Origin of the sequence: Haloarchaeobius amylolyticus (genome assembly GCF_026616195.1) — an archaeon.
Lineage (GTDB): Archaea > Halobacteriota > Halobacteria > Halobacteriales > Natrialbaceae > Haloarchaeobius > Haloarchaeobius amylolyticus.
The window spans coordinates 1,737,201-1,756,954 of the sequence record NZ_JANHDH010000001.1; the positions used below are offsets into that span (position 1 = coordinate 1,737,201).

General features: G+C 70.6%; 17 protein-coding genes. 9 read left to right on the forward strand and 8 right to left on the reverse strand.

All coding sequences use genetic code 11. The annotated features are described in order from the left end of the window. Positions 1-46 precede the first annotated feature (46 nt). Together ilvA and NOV86_RS08985 are read right to left on the reverse strand one after the other, a co-directional pair. A complete protein-coding gene (gene ilvA, locus NOV86_RS08980; RefSeq protein WP_267641004.1) occupies positions 47-1,258 on the reverse strand; it encodes a threonine ammonia-lyase in 1,212 nt (403 codons plus the stop codon). Positions 1,259-1,666: 408 nt separating this feature from the next. Next, entirely contained in the window at positions 1,667-2,083 is a 417-nt protein-coding gene (locus NOV86_RS08985) for a gamma-glutamylcyclotransferase family protein (protein ID WP_267641005.1), read from the reverse strand. Between the two features lie 53 nt (positions 2,084-2,136). Here NOV86_RS08985 and NOV86_RS08990 point away from each other — a divergent pair, with 53 nt between their 5' ends. Then, entirely contained in the window at positions 2,137-3,504 is a 1,368-nt protein-coding gene (locus NOV86_RS08990; RefSeq protein WP_267641006.1) for an MATE family efflux transporter, read from the forward strand. Here the strand turns inward: NOV86_RS08990 and NOV86_RS08995 are convergent, their stop codons facing one another. Further along, positions 3,505-5,784, reverse strand: coding sequence for a PAS domain S-box protein (locus NOV86_RS08995; protein ID WP_267641007.1), 2,280 nt, complete (start codon positions 5,782-5,784; stop codon positions 3,505-3,507). 123 nt (positions 5,785-5,907) lie between these two features. Between NOV86_RS08995 and NOV86_RS09000 the strand changes: the two genes are divergently transcribed. Together NOV86_RS09000 and NOV86_RS09005 are read left to right on the forward strand one after the other, a co-directional pair. Further along, entirely contained in the window at positions 5,908-6,933 is a 1,026-nt protein-coding gene (locus NOV86_RS09000) for a DUF7490 domain-containing protein (RefSeq protein ID WP_267641008.1), read from the forward strand. Next, on the forward strand, positions 6,930-7,340 hold the full coding sequence (locus NOV86_RS09005) for a DUF8060 family membrane protein (RefSeq protein WP_267641009.1): 411 nt from the start codon (positions 6,930-6,932) through the stop codon (positions 7,338-7,340). Before NOV86_RS09000 ends, NOV86_RS09005 begins: the two co-directional genes overlap by 4 nt. Positions 7,341-7,388: 48 nt before the next feature. On the opposite strand, the gene NOV86_RS09010 is transcribed toward NOV86_RS09005, so the two are convergent. Further along, positions 7,389-7,856, reverse strand: coding sequence for a hypothetical protein (locus NOV86_RS09010; RefSeq protein ID WP_267641010.1), 468 nt, complete (start codon positions 7,854-7,856; stop codon positions 7,389-7,391). Positions 7,857-7,993: 137 nt separating this feature from the next. Next, entirely contained in the window at positions 7,994-9,130 is a 1,137-nt protein-coding gene (gene citZ / locus NOV86_RS09015; protein ID WP_267641011.1) for a citrate synthase, read from the reverse strand. 371 nt (positions 9,131-9,501) lie between these two features. Here citZ and NOV86_RS09020 point away from each other — a divergent pair, with 371 nt between their 5' ends. Beyond that, positions 9,502-10,719 carry a potassium channel family protein gene (locus tag NOV86_RS09020; RefSeq protein ID WP_267641012.1) on the forward strand — a complete coding sequence of 406 codons (1,218 nt, stop codon included), beginning with the start codon at positions 9,502-9,504 and terminating at the stop codon, positions 10,717-10,719. On the opposite strand, the gene NOV86_RS09025 is transcribed toward NOV86_RS09020, so the two are convergent. Beyond that, entirely contained in the window at positions 10,699-11,595 is an 897-nt protein-coding gene (locus NOV86_RS09025) for a DUF7536 family protein (RefSeq protein ID WP_267641013.1), read from the reverse strand. The genes NOV86_RS09020 and NOV86_RS09025 overlap by 21 nt on opposite strands. 60 nt (positions 11,596-11,655) lie before the next feature. After that, positions 11,656-13,002 carry an MFS transporter gene (locus tag NOV86_RS09030; protein WP_267641014.1) on the reverse strand — a complete coding sequence of 449 codons (1,347 nt, stop codon included), beginning with the start codon at positions 13,000-13,002 and terminating at the stop codon, positions 11,656-11,658. Positions 13,003-13,131: 129 nt separating this feature from the next. On the opposite strand from NOV86_RS09030, the gene NOV86_RS09035 reads away from it, so the two are divergent. The 5 genes from NOV86_RS09035 to NOV86_RS09055 all read left to right on the forward strand — a co-directional run bounded on the left by NOV86_RS09035 (position 13,132) and on the right by NOV86_RS09055 (position 18,181). Next, positions 13,132-14,250 (forward strand): hypothetical protein, encoded by a 1,119-nt coding sequence (locus tag NOV86_RS09035; RefSeq protein ID WP_267641015.1) that lies wholly within the window; start codon positions 13,132-13,134, stop codon positions 14,248-14,250. Positions 14,251-14,349: 99 nt separating this feature from the next. Further along, positions 14,350-15,492 carry a hypothetical protein gene (locus NOV86_RS09040; protein ID WP_267641016.1) on the forward strand — a complete coding sequence of 381 codons (1,143 nt, stop codon included), beginning with the start codon at positions 14,350-14,352 and terminating at the stop codon, positions 15,490-15,492. 95 nt (positions 15,493-15,587) lie between these two features. Next, positions 15,588-16,544: a succinylglutamate desuccinylase/aspartoacylase family protein gene (locus NOV86_RS09045; protein WP_267641017.1), complete on the forward strand. Its 957-nt coding sequence runs from the start codon at positions 15,588-15,590 to the stop codon at positions 16,542-16,544. A 5-nt stretch (positions 16,545-16,549) separates the two neighbouring features. After that, complete coding sequence (locus NOV86_RS09050; protein WP_267641018.1) at positions 16,550-17,653, forward strand: threonine synthase; 1,104 nt, start codon at positions 16,550-16,552, stop codon at positions 17,651-17,653. A gap of 3 nt (positions 17,654-17,656) precedes the next feature. After that, entirely contained in the window at positions 17,657-18,181 is a 525-nt protein-coding gene (locus NOV86_RS09055) for an NUDIX domain-containing protein (RefSeq protein ID WP_368408734.1), read from the forward strand. Between the two features lie 261 nt (positions 18,182-18,442). Here NOV86_RS09055 and NOV86_RS09060 read toward each other — a convergent pair whose 3' ends face one another. Next, positions 18,443-19,717, reverse strand: a complete 1,275-nt coding sequence (locus NOV86_RS09060) for a tRNA(Ile)(2)-agmatinylcytidine synthase (RefSeq protein ID WP_267641019.1) — start codon at positions 19,715-19,717, stop codon at positions 18,443-18,445. Between the last annotated feature and the right edge of the window lie 37 nt (positions 19,718-19,754).

Below are 19,754 nucleotides of genomic sequence, written 5' to 3' on the forward strand. Positions count from 1 at the left end.
GACAGGCGTACGCCAGGAGACGGGGTGGGGGTCGCCTGTTCGCGGCTCAGACCAGCACCTCGACCTCGTAGCCCGCGTCGCGGATCGCCTCCAGCAGTTCCTCGACGTGGTCGTGCCCTCTCGTCTCGAGGTCGACCTCGACCTCGGTGTCGGCCATGCCGATCTGCCGGGAGGTGCGGTCGTGCTGGATGGCGTAGATGTTCGCCTTCTTCTCGGCGATGATGTGCAGCAGTTCCTCGAGCGAGCCGGGGCGGTCCCGGAGGACGGTCTTGATCTTCACGTACCGGCCGGTGGCGACGAGGCCGCGCATGACGACCGTCGTGAGCATGTTCAGGTCGATGTTGCCCCCGCACATCGCCGGGACGATGACCTCGCCCTCGTCGTAGTCGAACTTGTTGAACAGGATGGCCGCGAGGGGGGCCGCACCCGCGCCCTCGACCAGCGTCTTCCCGCGTTCGAGGACGTAGGTCAGCGCCATGGCTATCTCCGGGTCGGAGACGGTGACGACCTCGTCGACGCGCTCCTTGATGACCTCGAAGGTCTGCGTGCCGGGCCCGCGGACCGCGATACCGTCCGCGATGGTATCGACGGTGTCGAGTTCGTAGCGTTCGCCCTTCTGGAGGGACTGGGCGACGCTTGAGGCCCCCTCGGCCTGCACGCCGACGATGCGCGTCTCGGGGCTCTTGGCCTTGATGGCGGTCGCGATACCGGAGATGAGCCCGCCGCCGCCGATGGGGACCACGACGGTCTCGACCTCCGGGAGGTCGTCGAGGATCTCCAGCCCGATGGTGCCCTGTCCGGCCATGACGTAGGGGTCGTCGAAGGCGTGGACGTAGGTCCGGCCCTCCTCCTCTTCCAGTTCGTGGGCCTTCTCGGCGGCCTCGTCGTAGTCGGCGCCGTGGAGGACGACCTCGGCCCCGTAGCTCTGGGTGGCCTTGATCTTCGAGATGGGCGCGTACTCGGGCATGACGATCTTCGCGTCGACGCCGGAGCGGGTCGCGGCGAGGGCGACGCCCTGGGCGTGGTTCCCGGCGCTCGCGGTGACCACGCCGGCAGATTTCTCGTCATCCGAAAGCGTCATGATTCGATTGGTCGCGCCTCTGATCTTGAACGACCCCGTCCGCTGGAAGTTCTCCATCTTCAGGTGGACCGCGGCTCCCGTCATATCGGAGAAGGTGTGGGAGTACTCGATCGGTGTGTGCCGCGATGTCTCGCGGACACGGGGCAGCGCGTCCAACACGTCGTCGAGTTCGAGCATACCCGAAACTCGGAGCGCCCGTTGTTAATGGTTTTCGCACCGGGATTCCGGCGGTGCGACGCGACCGCCAGCCGGCGACAGGGTCGCCAGCTGCGACAGGCCAGCGCGACCGTCGCCGGTTCGCCGAGCCGACGGCTCCGGGGTGTTGGTCTGAAAGGGGAATACGGGGGGAGCACGCGTGTGACGTGCAGGTGGAGAAGTGGGCGGGATACATATAAACGCCAGCCAAGCGGACTGAAAGTGTAATCGCCAGACTGCGGCGGGTTTCGATGGGCGTCAGACGGTCGTCTGCCGGCCGTCATCCGGAATCGTGCGGCAGGCGTCTGACGCAGGTGTGTGACACGCGTCGGCGGCGCGTCCGCCACACGTCGTCTCCGTCGCCGGGGGTGCGCGACAGCAGCCCCCCGCTCAGTCGTCGCGCAGACTCACCGTACACTCCTGGGCCACGTACCGACCGACGCGCTCCTCGAAGGAGCCGGTGCCGGGCCACGCGACGGGCGCGTCGACCTCGAGTTCCGCCGGGTCGCCGACGTACACCTGCACCGCATCGGCACCGGTGTCGGCCGCCGCCGCGGCCTCGTCGTCCCACGCGACCGGTACCCGGACGTACAGCCCGCGGTCGACGCCCTCGTACCGGTCCAGCGTGTCGACCGCGTCGGTCCGGAGGATACGACCGGTCGTTCTCCCACCGGGGGCGAGCGTCGGGTACTCGCCCGCGACCCGGTGGACGCCCCGGAGGACCGCGTCGGGGCCGAACGTCCAGTCGTCGAGCACCTCGGCGACCCGGTCGGGGTCGGTGAGCGTCCCGTAGACGAAGCAGTCCATGTCGGTGCTTCCGCTTCCGACGCCTAAAAGACCCGAGGACGGGAAGGCCGACCATGAATCGCGGTCGGCTGCTGTCGGTGTGGCGGCGCGTCCTCGGCCTCTCGTGGCCCGTGATGGTCGAGCAGACGTTCCGCACCGCGATGCGCACCACCGACATCATCGTCACCGGGCTGTTCTCGCCGGCCGCCATCGCCGCCATCGGCCTCGCGGACCTCTACGCCCGCTTCCCCCTGCGGATCGGCCTCGGCCTCGGCGGCGGCGCCATCGCGCTCTCCAGCCAGGACACCGGCGCCGGCGCCCAGGCGAACCGCGACGAGGCCGTCACGCAGGCGATCCTCCTCGGGCTGGTCGCGGGCGTCCCCTTCGTCGTCTTCGGCCTGCTGTTCGGCCGGGAGGCCATCGCGCTCCTCGGCGCGTCCGACAGCGTCGCCACCCTCGGAGGCACCTACCTCGCCATCGTCTTCGCGACCGCCCCCGCGAGACAGGTGTCGCTCATCGCGGCTCGCTCCCTCCAGGGGACCGGTGACACCCGGACCCCGATGTACGTCAACGTCGTCTCGAACGGGCTGAACATCGTCGGGAGCGTCGTCCTCGGCCTCGGCCTGTTCGGGGTCCCCCGCTACGAGATCGTCGGCGTCGGCCTCGCGACCGCCGGCAGCAACGTGTTCACCGCGGTCGTCCTCTGTGCGGTGATGTGGGTCGGCGCGACCAGTGCCGGCTTCGCGGTCCCGTCGAACCCGGTCATCGCCCGCCAGCTCGTCGTCGTCTCGGCCCCGCGGGTCGTCGAGGGCTTCGCCGACACCCTCGCCGAGTTCCCGTTCAACGCCCTGCTGCTCGGCTTCGGCACCGAGGTCAACGCCGCCTTCCAGGTCGGCCGCCGGCTCTACCAGCAGGTGACCGGGCCGCTCTCGCGGGGGCTGAGCGTCGCCGCAAGCGTGGTCGTCGGGCAGGCCCTCGGCGAGGGCGAGCCCGAGCGCGCGAAGGAGAACGGCATCGCGACCGCCGCGCTCGGCCTGGTGACGGTCGGGACCATCGGCCTCGCGCTGGTCGCCGGCGCCCCCCTGTTCGTCCGGATTTTCACCCGCGACCCCGCGACCGTCGACTACGCGGTCGGCTTCGCCCGCGCCTACGGGCTGGCCGCGCCCGCGCTCGTGAGCTTCGTCGTGTTCTCGGGGAGCCTGCAGGGCGGCAGCGAGACGCGCACCCCGTTCGTCGCCCGACTCCTCGGGCTGGTCGTGTTCTTCCTCGGCTTCAGCTACGTCGTCGGCGTGACGCTGGGCTACGGCGTCCTCGGGGCCTACGGCGGCATCGTCGGCTACTACGGGCTCGCCGCGGTGCTCGTGGCCGTCGGCTTCTGGCGCGGGGACTGGGCGACGCGGGCCGCGAAGATGATGGCCGACCGGGGGAGCGCCGCCGACTAGTCAGACCGGGCGCCCCACGTCCTCGCCGACCTGCTCGGGGTCGCACCACTCGACGCCGGAGAAGACGAACCGGGCCCCGTCGGCGGCCTCGTCGATGCAGACCGACCAGTCGTGGGCCTCCACGATGTCCTCGACGATGGCGAGGCCGAACCCGGTCCCGTCCGCGGCCGTGGTGTAGCCCTGCTCGAACACCACGTCGACGTCTGCCTGGTCGATGCCCGGCCCGTCGTCCGCGACGGCGAAACCACGGGGATGCTGCTGGACCGTCACGGTGACGCCGTCGCGCTCGTCGGTGACGGCGTGCTCCATCGCGTTCCGGAAGAGGTTCTCGAAGAGGGCCCGCAGGCGCTCCCCGTCGGCCAGCACCGGCGGGAACGCCTCGGCCAGCACCAGGTCCGACCGGGGGGTGTCACAGCCGGCCCAGGCGCTCCTGACGACGCGGTCGAACCGCACCGGCTCGGGGTCCTCGACGCTCTTGCCCTTCCGGGCGAGCGTGAGCACGTCGTCGATGAGCGCCTCCATCCGGTCGAGCGCCCACTCCAGGTCCTCGAGCGACTCGTGCTCGTACTCCGCCGCCAGCAGGTCGCAGTGCCCGCGGGCGACCGTCAGCGGGTTGCGCAGGTCGTGGCTGACGATGCCGGCGAACTCGTCGAGGCGCTCGTTCTGCCGGCGGAGCTGTCGCTCGCGTTCCTTCTGCTCGGTCGTGTCGGTGTAGATGGCGAAGCCGAAGACGCTGCGCTCGCCGAGGGCGACCGGGACCCCGTGGAGCAGGAAGTCCTGGACGCCGTTGGCGGTCTCGCGGCGGACCTCGGTGTGCAACGAGTTCCCGGCCATGAGCTCCTCGTTGAAGTCGGCCGCCTCCCGTGCCTGCGCGGGCGGGATGATGAACTCGTCGAGGTCCTCGCCGACGACCGTCGCCTCGTCGTATCCCATCACGTCCTCGAACGCCGAGTTGACCGCCCGGACCTGCATGGTGCCCGAGGCGTCGAAGACGTACGACACCGCCGGGTCCGGGACGTTCTCGAACAGCGCCGCGAACCGGTCGCGCTGCTCCTTCAGTTCTGCCTCGCGTTCCCGGAGCAGGTCCTCGCGCTCGGCCCGGTCCAGCGCGGAGACGACGTTCGTCGCCAGGAGTTCCGCGACCTGCAGGGTCGTGCGGTCGACCGAATCCGCCGGCAGGGGCCCCGCCGTCAACACCCCGTGGGCCCCCAGTGGAACCGCGAGGACGGTCGCGTCGTCGGGCCCCGGCAGCGTGCAGGTCCCGGTCTCGCCGGTGGTGTACAGTTCGCCCGGCTCGCTCTCCCGGTCCAGCGGAATGGGGTCGACGCCCTCGATGGCGGTCGTCGCCGCCGGTTCGAGCACGTCCCCCTCGACGAGGAAGACGGTGGTCTGCGGGAGGCCGAGGACGTTCACCCCCGTCGCGACCGTCTGGTCCGCCACGTCCGCCTTCGTCTCGGCGAGCATCATCTCGCGGGTGGCGTCGTGCATCATCCGCAGGACCTTCTCGCGCTGCTTGCGCTCCGTGATGTCGGTGTAGACGAAGTACGCCCGGTCGCTCCCGTCGCCGACGCGGACGCTCTGCATCAGGAACTCGCGGGGGCCGTCGGCGGTCATCCGGGCCCCCTCGGCCTCGAAGGACTCGCCGGCGGCGACCCGCTGGTTGTACTCGCGGCCGATGTCCCGGCGGTCCGGCGAGTGTATCACCTCGTCGAGGTCCCGACCGACCATCTCCTCGGCGTCGTACCCGAACACCTCGCTGAAGGACTCGTTCACCCGGACGACGTGGGCCCGGTCCCCCTCGACCCGTGCCTCGACGATGGCGTCGCTGGTGTTCTCGAACAGGGTCGCGACCCGGGCGTCGGCCGAGCGACCGGTCTCGGCGCGGAACTGTCGGGCGGCTGCCACGGCCCGCCGGGCGGCCAGCCGCCGGCCCACTCCATCGCTCCACTCGACCACGTCCGTCGCACCCGCGTCCAGAGCGGCCGGGGCGACACCGGCCCGGTCGTCCGTGCCGACCACGATCGGGACCGTCGCGTCGGCCTCCCGGACGAGTTCGACGCTCTCGACGCCCGTCGCGTCGGCACGGTCGGTCGCCAGGAGGACGCAGTCCGGCCGGTCGGCCGGGTCCGAGACCCGGTCCCGGGCGGCCGCCGCTGTCTCCACCGTCTGCGTCTCGGTCTCGTGCGGTGTCCCCGCCAGGCTCCCCACGACGGCCCGGCGACGGTCCGCGTCCCCATCGACGTAGAGGACGGAGACGGCGGGAGTGTCGTGCGCTCTCATCACGAATCTGATGGTCCGATAACTACCAGCATCCATGTGACTGGTCGACAAAGTGGTTTCGGCCCCCGAACCGCGACCCCTCCCTGCACAAGACATTTAATAAAACCGATGGTATCAGATTGTATGAAACCAGAGACGGGACTGGGTGCACTCGTCGTCGTCACGCTCCTGGTCACCGCCGCCGTCGTCGCCGCCGTCCCGGGGGCCCTCCAGCCGCCACCCGACGAGGAGCCGGTCGAACGCCCCGGCCGGGTCGCCCTCACCGAGATGACCATCTCGGCCGGCGCGGTCTCCGGCGGGAGTGCGACCCTGCAGGTGACGCCCTACGTCGAGCACCGCGGTAACGTCGCCCCGAACGTGACCGTCGTGCTCCGCGCGGTCGACACCGACTCCGGCCTCGTCACCGCGACCGACCGGCTGGCCTTCGGCGACCTCCGGAACGAGACGGAGCTGAACCGGACCGCCGCCCTCTCGGTCCCGCGCGAGGGCGGCTACCGCGTCGAGGCCATCCTCTACCGCGACGGCCAGCGCATGACGGTCGGGACCCGGACCGTCGAGGGCGTCGGCAGCCTCACCCCCGAGTACGCCCGGACCCCCGTCGGCTTCCACGAGTTCGAGGCGGCCGACCTCCCCGTCATCGAGTACCGGGTCGACTCGGTCCAGGACGACCGGGCGACCCTCGCCGTCTCGACCTACCTGACGAACACCGGCGACGAACCCGCCGACGACCTCCGGTTCGTGCTGAAGGCCCGCCAGAACGGCTCGAACGTGGTCGCCGACCAGACCACGGTCCAGGTCGGCTCGGTCGCGCCCGGCCAGACCGTCACGCCGACGGCCGACCTGACGGTCCCCGACGGTTACAACTACTACCTCGACGCCATCCTCTGGAAGGGCGACACCATCGTCGGGACCGAACGGTCCGTCGCCAACCTCGCCCCCGGCGAGGGGCTGACGGTCAACTGGACCCGGTCGGAGGCGGGCTTCCAGACCGGCGACTTCGAGACCGGTGACGGCGCCGACGACGGCGGCGCCCCGCCGACCGAACCCGAGGGTGGCGCCGACGCCGGCGGGCAACCCGGCTTCGGCCTGTCCGCCGCGGTCGCCGCCCTGCTCGGGACCGGCCTGCTCGCGTGGAGGGTCGGCCGATGAGCCGCGAGACGCCACCGGGCGATTCCGGCGACGAGGAGCGCGACGAGCGACCGACCGACAGCGACCATCCCACGACCGAGACCATGGCCACCGACTCCGACACCGACGACGGTAGCACCGAACCCCCGGCCGATACCCGCGAAGCCGCCGGGGCGAACCGCCCGGCGAGCTCCGACGACGACCGAGAGAACGGCGTGCGCACGAAACTGTACTGGCTCGCGCTCGGCGTGCTCACGCTCGTCGCGCTGTTCATGCTCGGCGTGTTCTACGCGAACGCCTCGCGGTTCATCGGCCTCTGGGTCGCCGACGAGTTCGTCCCGCTCGTGCAGGCCGCCTTCGCGCTGGTGCTGCTGGCGCTCTCGCTCGCCGGCATCGTCCGGCTCACCCGCGAACTGACCGGGGACTGACCGGGCAGCGCGGCCAGAACCGGCGTCGACTGCCCTGGCGACGCGACTTCAGACGGTCCCGCCCACGAAGCAGTTGAACTTCTCGACGGCCTCCCCGACGACCGCGCCCTCCCCGTCGTAGGCGACGACCCGGTACCAGCCGTGGACGGGCGCCCGCCCGAGGTCGATGGCGTAGGGCACCATGCCCGGGTCCAGCCCGGTCACCGTCAGGTCGTTCTCCTCGCGGTTGTCCATCACGGGCACGTCCGTGACGAGCCCATCCTCCTGGTCGAAGACGCCGAGGCGGACCACCGCCTCGTTCTCGACCGCCTCGCTCTTGACCGCGACGACGAACAGGACCCGCGAGCCGTCGGCCATCGCCCGGACCATCCCGATGGGGCCCGGCTTCGGAATCGAGCCCCGGCTCGAACAGGCGACACCGCCGCCACCGCCGCCGAGGCCGAGGTTCGTACAGCCCGCGAGCGCGGCGAGGCCGGCGGTCGCCAGGCCCGCGAGGAACTGTCGTCTGGCACGCATACACAGAGAATAGGCACGATTGGCAAAAGGGGGAACTCGTGACTGGCCGAGGGGTTCCTGCGGTGCGGTGCTGGCGGCACGGCTCCGGGAACTGCGACGACCTCGAAGAAGCCAGAAAACGATTCTGTGGTCGAACGTTACCGCTCGTCGACGTCGACGAACTCCTCGTCCATCGGGCCCGTGTACCGCGCACGCGGCCGGATGAGCCGGTTGTCGTCGTACTGCTCCAGCACGTGGGCGATCCAGCCGCCGACGCGGCTCATCACGAAGATAGGCGTGTAGATGTCGATGGGGATGCCCATCTGGTAGTACGTCGAGGCGGAGTAGAAGTCGACGTTCGGCGCGAGGCCCTTCTCCTCGGTGAGGTACTCCTCGATGGCGACCGAGTAGTCGTGCCACTGGGGCGTCCCGGCGGCCTCGCCGAGTTCCGCGGACTTCTCCGAGAGGATCTTCGCGCGGGGGTCCTTGACGTTGTAGACGCGGTGGCCGAACCCGGGGACGCGCTCGCCGGCGTCGAGGCGGTCCTCGACCCACTCGACGGGGTCCTTCCCGGACTCGTCGAGTTCGAGCAGCGCCTCCATCACGTCCTGGTTCGCGCCGCCGTGCAGGCTCCCCGAGAGGGCGCCGATGCCCCCCGGAATCGTGGAGTGGACGTCCGCGAGCGTCGAGGAGATGACCATCGTGGTGAACGTCGAGGCGTTCAGGCCGTGGTCGGCGTGGAGCACCAGCGCCATGTCGAACGTCTCGGCGAGCACGTCGTCGGGCTCCTCGCCGTTCAGCATGTAGAGGAAGTTCGCGGCGTGGCTCAGGTCGTCGCGCGGCTCGACCGGCTCCTCGCCGTCGCGGATGCGGACGAACGCGGCGAGGATGGTCGGGATCTTCGCCGTGATGCGGCGACCCTTGCGGAGGTTCGCGGCCTCGTCGGTGGGGTCGGCCTCGGCGTCGGGGTCGTACGCGGAGAGCTGCGAGACGGCGGTCCGGAGCGCGGCCATCGGCTCCTCGTCCTGCTCGGCGAGTTCGCGGACCGTCGACAGCACGCCGTCGTCGACGTGGCGCTCGGCGGCCATCTGCGCCGTGAAGTCGTCGAGTTCCTCGCGATTGGGAAGTGTCCCGTGCCAGAGGAGGTAGAGGACCTCCTCGTAGCTGGCGTCGCGGGCCAGGTCCTCGATGGCGTACCCGCGATAGATGAGACGCCCTTCGTCACCGTCGATGAAGCTCAGTTCCGATTCGGCGACCAGAACGCCCTCCAGCCCTTTCTTGAGGTCGTCAGACATACGTTGAGGCTTGCGCACGCCCCCCGAAAAGTATTGTCGTTTACGCCGTTACTGCTGGAAGAGTGCCCAACGCGGGCGCCTCGCCGGAACGCGAGAACCGCGAAGTCGGCGTCGAGACGCGCTATCTGCATCGTTTTCCATGATATTCGACGCACGACGTCGGGACGGCACCCGTAGATAAAGGACCGGTCGGGACACCGCGGCAGGTGGTCCACAAGATTACGAGCGCGACCGCGATGGAGACACCGGCGATATGGTGAATACCACCGACAGCCTCCCTACACGACATGAAACTGTGGGTTCTGGGCAGCGAACCGCCCAGTCGGTGGCCCCGGGCAACGCTTTTCTCGCGGCCGGGCCAACGTCGGGCCATGGACGCCGGTGACGTCGAGTACGAGCCCGTGAGCGTCAAGGAGGTGCTCGCGGAGATGAAGGACACCGCCGAGTTGATGATCGACCTCTCGTTCTCCGCGGTCCTGCTGGGGAGCAGCGAGGTCGCCGAGGAGGTGCTCGAACTCGAGGACCGGATGGACGTGCTGCAGATGCGGGCGCGCATGAGCCTGATGATGGCGGCGCGCTCGCCCGAGGACGCCGAGGAACTCGCGCCCGTCCTCGGGATGGTCGGTGCGACCGAGAAGATCAGCGACGCGACCGGCGACATCGCGAAGGTCGTCCTCGAGGAGATCGGCCTTCCGGACGCCATCCGGACGACGCTGCCGGAGGCCGTCGAGACGGTCGTGCGGGCGCGCCTGACCGCCGACTCCCGGTTCACCGGGCAGCGCCTCGGCGAGTTGAACCTGGAGACCGAGACGGGCGTCCGGGTCATCGCCATGCGCCGCGGCGGCGACTGGCTCCTGAGCCCGGGGAAGGACACCGTCCTCCAGACGAGCGACGTGCTGTTGCTCCGCGGCGCCGAGGAGAACGTCGCGGCGGTGTACGCCACGGTCACCGGCGGCGAGTTCGTCCCGCCGGAGGCCGTCGAGGAGGGCATCGACGACCTCGAACGCGCCGTCGACTCAATCGTCCTCATGAAGAACATGAGCGAACTCGCGGTCGACGTGGCCTACGGCTCGGTGCTGTACGGGAGCGAGGCGCTGGCCGAGGAGGTCGCCGAACTCGAGGCGGAGGTCGACGCGCTCGAATCGCGCTTCGAGGCGTGGGTCCTGCAGGCCGCCGAACGGGTCGACGACCCGGTCGACCTGCGCGGACTGATGCACCTCGCGGGCGCGACCGAGGTCATCAGCGACGCCGCACTCGAGATCTCCGAGGGCGTGCTCCGCGGGATGGGCACGCACCCGGTCGTGGCCGAGGCGGTCTTCGAGTCCGACGAGGTCATCGTCCGGCTCACGGTCGCCGCCGGCAGCCAGCTCGCGGGCACCACGCTCGGCGAGCAGACCGTCCGGACCGACACTGGCATGCGCGTCATCGCGGTCCGACACCGCGACGACGCCGGGAACGACTGGGAGATCATGCCCGGCCCACAGACGGAGCTCCGGGTCGGCGACGTGTTCATGGCGAAGGGGACCCGCACCGGCGCGACCCGGCTGGCCGAACTCGTCGGCGACGACTCACTCGAGGACTTCGAATAGTTCCTCGTCGTCGGCCGGCTCCCAGCCGGCGGGCGTCGGGGCGTCACGGCACGCTTTCCCGAGCAGTACCCAGGCGAGCCCGAGCGGTGGCACCGTCAACAGGCCCACGATGGCCGGGGGCGACGCGACCGCGACGGCGGCGAACCCGACCGCGGAGACGGGCAGTGCGGCGGCCGCGACCAGCGCGATGCCGCCGAGTTCGTCGCGGGCCGCGAGCCCGAACAGGCCCGTCCCCGCGAGCAGGATGCCGAGGCCGATGGCGAACGGGGTCGCGATCGGCGTCCGGGTCGTCGCCAGCACCGGCTCCGGGGTCAACAGCGCGCCGACGTGGACCGTCAACAGGCCGACGACCGAGACGACGGCGGCGAGCCGACCGAGGTCGCCGGCGACGAACTTCACCTTCGTGTAGACCGCCCAGATACCCGGCAGGAGCAACAGCGAGGCGGCCGACAGCGTCGCGGCCGAGGGGGCCGCGCCGACCAGCGAGGTCGTCTCGGCGAGCACCGCGAGGTCGGTGAGGGCGAGCCAGACGAGGCCGCCCAGCGCGCCGACGGTCCCGCCCCGGCGCACCCACTTCGGCGGCGACATGACCGCGCCGACGGCGTTCCGCGCCGTGAGCACGGTCGCGACGAACATCGCGGTCGAGACGAAGACGACGAACCCGAGCACCACGTACAGGAGCGGCGAGCCGGTCCGGGGGCGGACGTCCGCCATGAGCCCCGGGAGGGCGACGAAGAAGGCGAACAGGGCGAACGCGAGGACGAGGCCGCTCGCGACGCCGATCTTCACGTTCCGGCCGGCGCCCAGCGCCGCGAAGAACTGGACCATCGGCGGCCGGCCCGGGCGGTCCTCGCCGGTGTCGGTGTTCTCGCTCACGCCCGACTCTTGGGAACTTGGGCACAAATCCGCGTCGGTCTCGGTGAGCCGACGGGTCCCTCAGGCGTACGCCTCGAACTCCTCGCCACGGAGCAGGAAGTACGCCGTCCCGAGCAGGCCGACCCCGGTGGCGAGGGTGAACGCGAGTTGCGGTCCGGAGAGGGCGAGGCCAGCCAGCGCGAGCCCACCGGTGCTGTAGAGCCAGCCGCCGACCGCGGCACTCGGGATGGTGATGGCGTTGCGGACGAGATAGTACGACCCCGTGACGCGCCCGCCGGCGTCCTTCTCGGCGGGGCCGACGATGAGCGCCTTGTGCGCCGGGAGGCCGGCGAACCGGAGCCCGGAGAACGCCCAGATGGCGCCGACGACGACCGCCTCGGAGAGGGCGACGCCGGCGACGGTCAGGCCGCCCTCGGGCGCGTTCACGAGCAGCACCGGGAAGACGGAGTAGACGAGGAAGCCGAGGCCGACAGCGGGGACCAGCCCGGAGCGCTGGGTCAACTTCGCCACGGGGACCATCGTCAGCAGCGCCACCGCCATCTCGACCGCGAGGAACACCCCGAACAGCGCCTCGGGGGCGAGGAAGACGCCGAATATCGTCGCCGTGGTCCGGAGTTCTCTGGTGACGACCAGCACCGCGAACACGTACACCATCCCGTTGGCGAACCGGACGAGGGTGTCCCCGACGAGCAGGGGGCGCAGTGGGTCGGGCAGGCTCGCGAGGTCCTCGCGTATCTGGGCGACGCCCGCGAACTCCTTGCCGAAGGAGTCGCCCTCGGCCTCGTAGAGGATGTGCTGTGCCACGGTCGCGACGACCGCCGCGGCCAGCGCGACCCCGATGACGTACCGGAAGCCGAGGTCGAACCCGTAGGCGGCGACGAGCCCCGCCGCGACGAGGGGGCCGACGAGGAACGCCACGCGCCGGAAGGTCTCGGTGCTGGCGAAGCCGGTGGCGAGCCGGTCGTTCGGCACCGACTGCTTCACGATGGCGAACGTCGCACCGAGGCCGAAGGACTTCCACGCCTGCGCGAAGACGAGGCCGACGAAGATCCACGCCCACGCCGGCACCGGGCCGACGGCCAGTTGCTCGGCGAACAGCCACAGGGCGAAGCCGACCGCGGAGGCGAACCCGAAGACGGTCAGGGCGGTCCGTGAGCCGATACGGTCCGAGATGGCCCCGCCGGGGTAGGGATACACCGCCCCGATGAGGTTCCCGAAGCTCCCGTACAGGCCGACGACGACCGAGGTCCCGCCGAGTGCGACGATGTACTCGCCCATGTACCGGCCCGTCATCTGGAAGCCGAGGCTGAACGCGAACATCGCCACCGAGAGCACGAACACGTCGCGCTCCAGCGCGAAGAACTGGCGGAAGTACGTGAGTGCCCCCGGCGTGTCTCTTTCTGTCACACGTAGGTCGTGGTGCGCGCGAATCCGACAAAACCGGTTCGGTCGGTCCCTACTGTGTGCTATCGAGGCATATCGAACGCCCTGACTGGCCATGCTACTTATATGGTGTCCTCCCAACCGTTCAGCAACATGAGACGACGCCGACTACTGGGAACGGTGGGGGCACTGGTCGGCTCCGCCGGCTGTCTCCGACTCAGCGGGGGAGGATCCGAGACGACGCGACCGCCGACGCTCGAGGTGACCGACACCGGGACGCGGACCAGCGCCGAGACCGATTCGGGGACCACCGAGCCGCTGGACCGGCCACCGGGGCTGCAGGGCGACGGGGTCGCGGTCTACCTCGCGGACTCGCACGTCAACGCCCTCTCGCGGACCTCCTTCACCGTCTCGTTCCGCTCGACCAACCTGACCCGCGGCGAGACGAACGAGGCCCGGAAGGCCATGGTCGGCGAGGCGGGCGCGCTCGAACGCTGGCAGGACGGCAGCGCCATCGACATGTACCGCACCGCCGACGGCTCGTACTGGCGCCAGAACGTCGGCGGCCGGTCGACCTACGGCCACCACCGGTACGCCTTCGACCGGCAGGACCTCATCCGGGCGCGCGACCTCCGGACGCTCATCCTCGCGGGGCAGTGGGACGCCCCCGAGGAGACCGACGACCGCGCCTTCGAGATAACGGCAGACGGCATCGGCGAACCCCAGGCGCTCCTGGACGAGTACGAGGGCTCGGAGCTGAAGTCCTACGCAGCCGAGGGGAAGGTCCTCGAGAGCGGCATCATCGCCGAACTGGCCGCCGAGTTCTCGTACCTCCGCCAGGACGACGAGGGCGAGCGTCTGTTCAAGGTCCGGGTCGACTACCTGACGACCGACGTGGGGTCGACCGACGCCTCGAAGCCCGACTGGTACGGGACCGCGGTCGAGCAGGCACCCGACGTGTCCGCCCGCATCACCGACGACGGGAACTTCATCCGGATGGAACACGCCGGGGGCACCGCGATCCTGCCCGGGACCGCCGTCGTCCTCTACGGCCGCGGCGAGCAGGACCGCGGCAACTGGGGCTACCGGGACCTCGACCGGCCGGTCGAGGCCGGGACCACGCTCTACCTCTGGATGGAGGACGGCGAGTTCCGCTGGAACCGCGGGAGCAGACCGGGCGACGCGAACCCGACGACCCTCGACGGCCGGTACGGCTTCTGGATGCACCGCGAGGGCGCGGAGTACTTCGGCAACATCGAGCTGCCGAAGTGACAGCGGTGGGGAAAGACCGGCGCCGTCCGGCACTCGGCCCTCGACTCGACACCTGAAACGGCCGATACGTTTACTCGGGTCGCTACGCAGACAGTCGGTATGCAACGCCGACACGTCCTCGGCGCCCTCGCCGTCCTCGCCGGGACCGCGGGCTGTCTCCGACTGGAGGACTCCGCAGCCGCGAGCACCGGCCAGGACGGGGGTGACGCGGGTGCCGCGACCACCGTGAGCACGACCGAGACCTCGACGGCGACCGAGTCGGACACCGCCGGCGAGACCGACGCGGCCGCCGCGGTCCCAGATTACCCCGCGGGCGTCGACGAGGACGGCCTGAAGCCCTACCTCGCCGACACGCACAGCAGCGCCCTCTCCGGTGAGTCGTTCACGCTCCGCCGGCGCATCGTCGACCAGAACCACGGCGGGACGTGGGAGAACGACCTCTACCGGGTCGCCAGCGACGGCACGGCGCGAGTGACGACCCAGTTCAACACCGAGGTCGAGAAGTACCACAGCAGCCGCGGCGTCGTCTGGCGCCAGACCCACCAGGGCAGCGTGCGCTTCGGCGCGAACCCGATATCGCTCCCCCGCCGCGAGTTCACCGGCTACCGCCTCCTCCAGAAGTTGTTCCGGGCCGGCGACTTCGGCCCGCCTGCGGCCCCCGACACCGGCGGCGACGTGGTGACGTGGGACCTGGAGGCCGAGGCACTGGCCGACCCCGGCCCCCTCGAACAGCGATTCGGCGCGACCAGCGTGAACACCTTCGGTGCGGACCTGACCGTCGACGAGCGCGGTATCGTCGACGAACTCGTCGCCGAGTTCGCGTTCGACTCCGAGTACGACGACACCGAGCAGTCCCTGCTCGCCCGCCTCGAGACCAGCGAGGTCGGCGCGACCAGCGTCTCGGAGCCGTCGTGGGCAGCCGAGGCCCGCGAACGCAGCCCGAAACTGCAGATTTCGATGGGCGAGGACCGCCGCGTCGTCACCGTCACCCACGAGGGCGGCGACCCGGTCCCGGCCGGTGCCGAACTCTCGATGTACGACCAGACGGGCCACCTCGGCTTCGAGCGCCTCCCGCAGGCCATCGGGACGGGTGGCCGACTCGACGTGTGGGTGGAGAACGGGCGGCTGGCCATGACCTTCGGCGAGGCCGACGACGCCAGCGCGACCCGCGAGTTCGGGAGCCGCACCGGCGTCTCGATGATGCTCAACGGCGCACAGTACGTCAACCGCGAGCTCAGGTGAGCCGGACCCGATGAGCCGGAAACCCGCGGGTGGCGCCGCCGCGTGTCGGTTCACATACCGAACACCTAAAGGGCGACCGACCTTTCTGTAGGGCAATGACGACCCTGGGAACCGCGAGCGCGGCCCCCGGCGAGGTCGACACCGGTCGCCTGACCGTCGGGGAGACCCGCGACGGCAGCCCGGTCGGCCTCCCCGTCGCCGTGGTCAACGGCGAGCGGGACGGCCGGACCCTCTACATGCAGGCCGTGAGCGACGGGAACGAGTTGAACGGCGTCGGCGTGGTGCGCGAGGTGTTCCCCCAGCTGGACCCCGCGGCCCTGGCCGGCGAGATACGCGTCGTCGGTATCGTGAACTACCACGGCTTCCAGATCGACTCCCACCGCAACCCCATCGACGACACGAAGCTCAACCGCACCTACCCCGGCGACCACGACGGCACCTCCTCCGAGCGCATCGCCGCCGCGACGTTCGACGCGGCCCGCGACGCCGACCTCATCCTCGACCTCCACCAGGGGTCGGACAGCCGGATGATAAACGAGACGCGGGTGCGCTGTGGCCGCCGCCACCGCCTGCACCAGAAGTGCCTCGAACTCGCGAAGGTGTTCGGCGCCGGCCACATCCTCGACCAGAAGGGCCCCGACGGCCAGCTGGCACGCGCCGGCCCCGACGAGGGCATCCCGACCATCGACCCCGAGTTGGGCGGGACCGTCGGCTTCGACCACGAGAGCATCCGCATCGGCGTCGAGGGCGTGTTCAACGTGCTGAAGTACTACGACTTCCTCGACGAGGAGGCGACGACCGAGACCCAGACCCGCGCGAAGGGATTCGACCAGTACGGCTCGCCCGCGGGCGGCCTCGTCCGGTTCGAGCACGACCTCGGCGAGGAGGTCGACCGCGGCGACGTCCTCTTCACCGTCACCGACCCGTTCGGCCAGCTGAAGGCCGAAGTGACCGCCGACTCGACCGGTATCTTCTGGCGCGCCCGCCGGCTCCCGCAGGTCGCGACCGGCGAGTACGTCTGTTCCGTCGGCACCGACATCGACTCCTACTGATTCCCATGCAGCACCTCTACTGCCCCGAGTGTGGCACCGAACACGAAGCGAGCCCCGACGAACCGTGGCGCTGTCCCCGCGACGGCCACGCGCTCGACCTCGAGACACCCCCGCTCCCGGACGGGAACCCACTGCCCGTCAGCCAGCTGGACACCCGCCGCGGCCTCTGGACCTTCCACGAGTTCATCCCGGTCGAACAGCGCGTCACCCTCGGCGAGGGCTTCACGCCCCTCGTCGACGCGCCCGACTGGGACGCCGAGTTCAAACTGGAGTACGTCTCGCCCACCGGCTCGTTCAAGGACCGCGGCGCGACGACGACGCTCTCGCGGGCGGCCGGCCTCGGCGTCGAGAAGGTCATCGAGGACTCCTCGGGTAACGCCGGCTCGGCCATCGCGACCTACGCGGCCCGCGCCGGCATCGAGGCCGACGTGTACGTCCCGGCCGACGTGAAGCAGTCGAAGCTCATGGCCATCCAGCGCTCGGGCGCCCGCCCGGTCCGGGTCGAGGGCACCCGCGAGGACGTGACGAAGGCGGCCATCGACGCCGTCGAGAACGGCGAGGGCTGGTACGCCAGCCACGCCTGGAACCCCGCGTTCTACGCCGGCACGATGACGTTCGCCATCGAACTCGCCGCCCAGCGCGACTGGAGCGCCCCCGACGCCGTCGTCACCCCGGTCGGTCACGGCACCCTCCTGCTGGGGGCCTACCGCGGCTTCGACGTGCTCGAACGCGCCGGCATCATCGACTCGATGCCCCGGCTGCTCGGCGCCCAGGCCGCCGGCTACGCCCCCATCGCCGACCACTTCCACGCCGACGTGGAGGCCGAGGACGACCACCCCAACGAGATGGCCGACGGCATCCAGATCCGCGAGCCCGCCCGCACGGACCAGCTCGTCGACGCCCTCGAGGCCACCGGCGGCGACTGCATCGCCCTCGGCGAGAACATCGTCGAGAACACGCTGGACGCCCTGCACCGCAACGGCTTCTACGTCGAACCGACCTGTGCGACCGCGCCCGCCGCGCTCACGAAGTACCGCGAGATGGGCGTCGTCGACGATGACGACGACGTGGTCGTTCCCCTCACCGGGAGCGGCCTCACGACGCTCTGAGCCGTGACGAGGCAGCCCGCCGCCTTCTGCCCGGACTGCGGGACCGCGACCACCAGCCGCCACGTCGACGGTCGCGACCGCCGGTTCTGTCCCGCCTGCGAGCAGGTGGTCTGGCACAATCCCATCCCGACCGCGGGCGTCGCCGTGGTCGGCGACGAGGGTGTGCTGCTCGGTCAGCGCGCCGTCGCACCCGGCGTCGGCGAGTGGGGCGTCCCCGGCGGCCACATGGAGGCCGACGAGACCCCCGAGGAGGCCGCCGCCCGCGAACTCGAAGAGGAGACCGGCGTCAGCGTCGACCCGGACGCGCTGACCCTCCTCGAGACGTTCACGACCGGGCCGTTCGCCGGGAAGTACATCGTCTCCATCGGGTTCGCGGTCCGCGCCGAGGAGACGACGGGCGAGCCCGAGCCCCTGAACGAGGTCCTCGACGTGGGCTGGTTCACGCCCGAGTCGGTCGCCGCCAGCGACGCGGTCCTGCACGAGGACCACGCCCAGCGCCTGCGGTTCGCGTGGGAACGGTTTGGGTAGTCAGGGTGGAGTGGAAGCAGAGGGGTTCCCCTCTCGCGGCGGCGGGCGGCGCGCGATGGAGACGGTCACCGAGCGATAGCGAGGTGTCCGTCGGACCGTGCGAGGGACGACCGGAGTGAAACGAAGCAACGCGGAGTGGAACGGCGGGAGTCGGCTGGGGAGGCTGTGGTGCGGTCGCGGTCATCGACGCCAGCGATAGTCTTCGAGGTCGAACCAGCCCCGTCCGGCGAGCGAGAGACAGACACGGCCAGCATTACTGCCTCATCTCTCGGGATGCGTCTCGGCGTCGAACCCCCCTCTCACGAGCGGTTTCGCCACGTGTCGCCGGGCACAGGGCGGGACCTCGTACCAGCCCTGCTCCAACTCGCGCTCTATCTCGACCTCGACCTTCCCGGGCGCGCTCGTCCCGCAGTCCCGGCACCGGTAGCCCTGGTTCCGACCCGCCGATTTCATCGTGTTGCCACAGCCGTCACAGCGCGGCGTCTGGAAGGCGGTCCGGTTCAGCTCGCGGACCGCGAACTTCTCCAGTTTGAGCGTCCCGCCGGTGACCTCGCCACAGACCGTGAGGCGGTCGCCCTCCCGAAGTGCCCGCACCCGGTCGCGGAAGCGTTTCGTGGGCTCGAAGGCGGCGCACTGGATGGCGGCGTCGCGGTCGGGTGCTGAAAACTCGAAGAAGACGTGCCCCCCGCGTCTCGTCTCCGGCTCCGAGGTCACGACACCCGAGACGCGGTAGGCCCGGTACTCCCGGAGCGACCCGATGTCACCCGGCGCGAGGTGGGCGTCGGTGCCCTGGTTCGTCACGAAGGTCGCGGCGTCGAAGACGGGCTCCGAGTCGATGGCTCCGGCCAGTGCCCGGCAGGCCTCGGGGTCGTCGCCGCGGATGCCGTACAGGATGGGACACGGCGTATGGGGCACACAGACCGCCTCGCCCTCGACGCGGTCCACGGTGTCCCAGGCGCGGGGGTAGTACTCGTCGGCCGCGGCGAAGAGCGAGTCGTAGTCGACCGCGCGCTCGGTGCCCCAGCGGTCGGGCTCGCGGTAGCTGATGTGCTCTGCGGTCCAGTCGTCGAAGGCGGCCCAGGAACCGACGGCGGCGAGCGCGCCGACCAGCCCCTGGGCGTTCTTCCAGCCGGCGCGGGCGTACTCGCAATCGTCGGCCAGTTCCCGGGCGCGGGCGACCGGGATGATCTCGCGCAGGGCGTCGCGGGCGAAGGTGGCGACTGCGTCGGGCACCTCGGCGGGGTTCCCAGAAGCGACGACGAGGCCGGGGTTGGTCATCGGGTCGTCGGTCTCGGCCGCCCCGGCGAGTTCCTCGCGGGCGAGCGCGAGGACCGTCTCCGGGTCGGCATCGGTGTGAATCGCGAGGGCGGCGTTCCCGCGGGTCTTGAACTCGACCGCGGGGTTGAGCCGGACGAGGAGCAGGCGCTCGACCGTCGCACCCGACTCCCGGAGCCGCGACGCGACCCGGTTCGCGACGTAGGTCGTGCACATCCCGCGGGTCCGGGAGTCCGTGTCGTCCAGCCCGATGACCGTCATCGTGTGAGCAGAGCGGGGCGACGGCTATCGGGGTTTC

Excerpts from the sequence above, each read along its gene's own strand:
- ilvA (WP_267641004.1), bottom strand. The coding sequence starts at position 1,258 with ATGCTCGAACTCGACGACGTGTTGGACGCGCTGCCCCGTGTCCGCGAG.
- NOV86_RS08985 (WP_267641005.1), bottom strand. The coding sequence starts at position 2,083 with ATGGACTGCTTCGTCTACGGGACGCTCACCGACCCCGACCGGGTCGCC.
- NOV86_RS08990 (WP_267641006.1), top strand. The coding sequence starts at position 2,137 with ATGAATCGCGGTCGGCTGCTGTCGGTGTGGCGGCGCGTCCTCGGCCTC.
- NOV86_RS08995 (WP_267641007.1), bottom strand. The coding sequence starts at position 5,784 with ATGAGAGCGCACGACACTCCCGCCGTCTCCGTCCTCTACGTCGATGGG.
- NOV86_RS09000 (WP_267641008.1), top strand. The coding sequence starts at position 5,908 with ATGAAACCAGAGACGGGACTGGGTGCACTCGTCGTCGTCACGCTCCTG.
- NOV86_RS09005 (WP_267641009.1), top strand. The coding sequence starts at position 6,930 with ATGAGCCGCGAGACGCCACCGGGCGATTCCGGCGACGAGGAGCGCGAC.
- NOV86_RS09010 (WP_267641010.1), bottom strand. The coding sequence starts at position 7,856 with ATGCGTGCCAGACGACAGTTCCTCGCGGGCCTGGCGACCGCCGGCCTC.
- citZ (WP_267641011.1), bottom strand. The coding sequence starts at position 9,130 with ATGTCTGACGACCTCAAGAAAGGGCTGGAGGGCGTTCTGGTCGCCGAA.
- NOV86_RS09020 (WP_267641012.1), top strand. The coding sequence starts at position 9,502 with ATGGACGCCGGTGACGTCGAGTACGAGCCCGTGAGCGTCAAGGAGGTG.
- NOV86_RS09035 (WP_267641015.1), top strand. The coding sequence starts at position 13,132 with ATGAGACGACGCCGACTACTGGGAACGGTGGGGGCACTGGTCGGCTCC.
- NOV86_RS09040 (WP_267641016.1), top strand. The coding sequence starts at position 14,350 with ATGCAACGCCGACACGTCCTCGGCGCCCTCGCCGTCCTCGCCGGGACC.
- NOV86_RS09045 (WP_267641017.1), top strand. The coding sequence starts at position 15,588 with ATGACGACCCTGGGAACCGCGAGCGCGGCCCCCGGCGAGGTCGACACC.
- NOV86_RS09050 (WP_267641018.1), top strand. The coding sequence starts at position 16,550 with ATGCAGCACCTCTACTGCCCCGAGTGTGGCACCGAACACGAAGCGAGC.
- NOV86_RS09060 (WP_267641019.1), bottom strand. The coding sequence starts at position 19,717 with ATGACGGTCATCGGGCTGGACGACACGGACTCCCGGACCCGCGGGATG.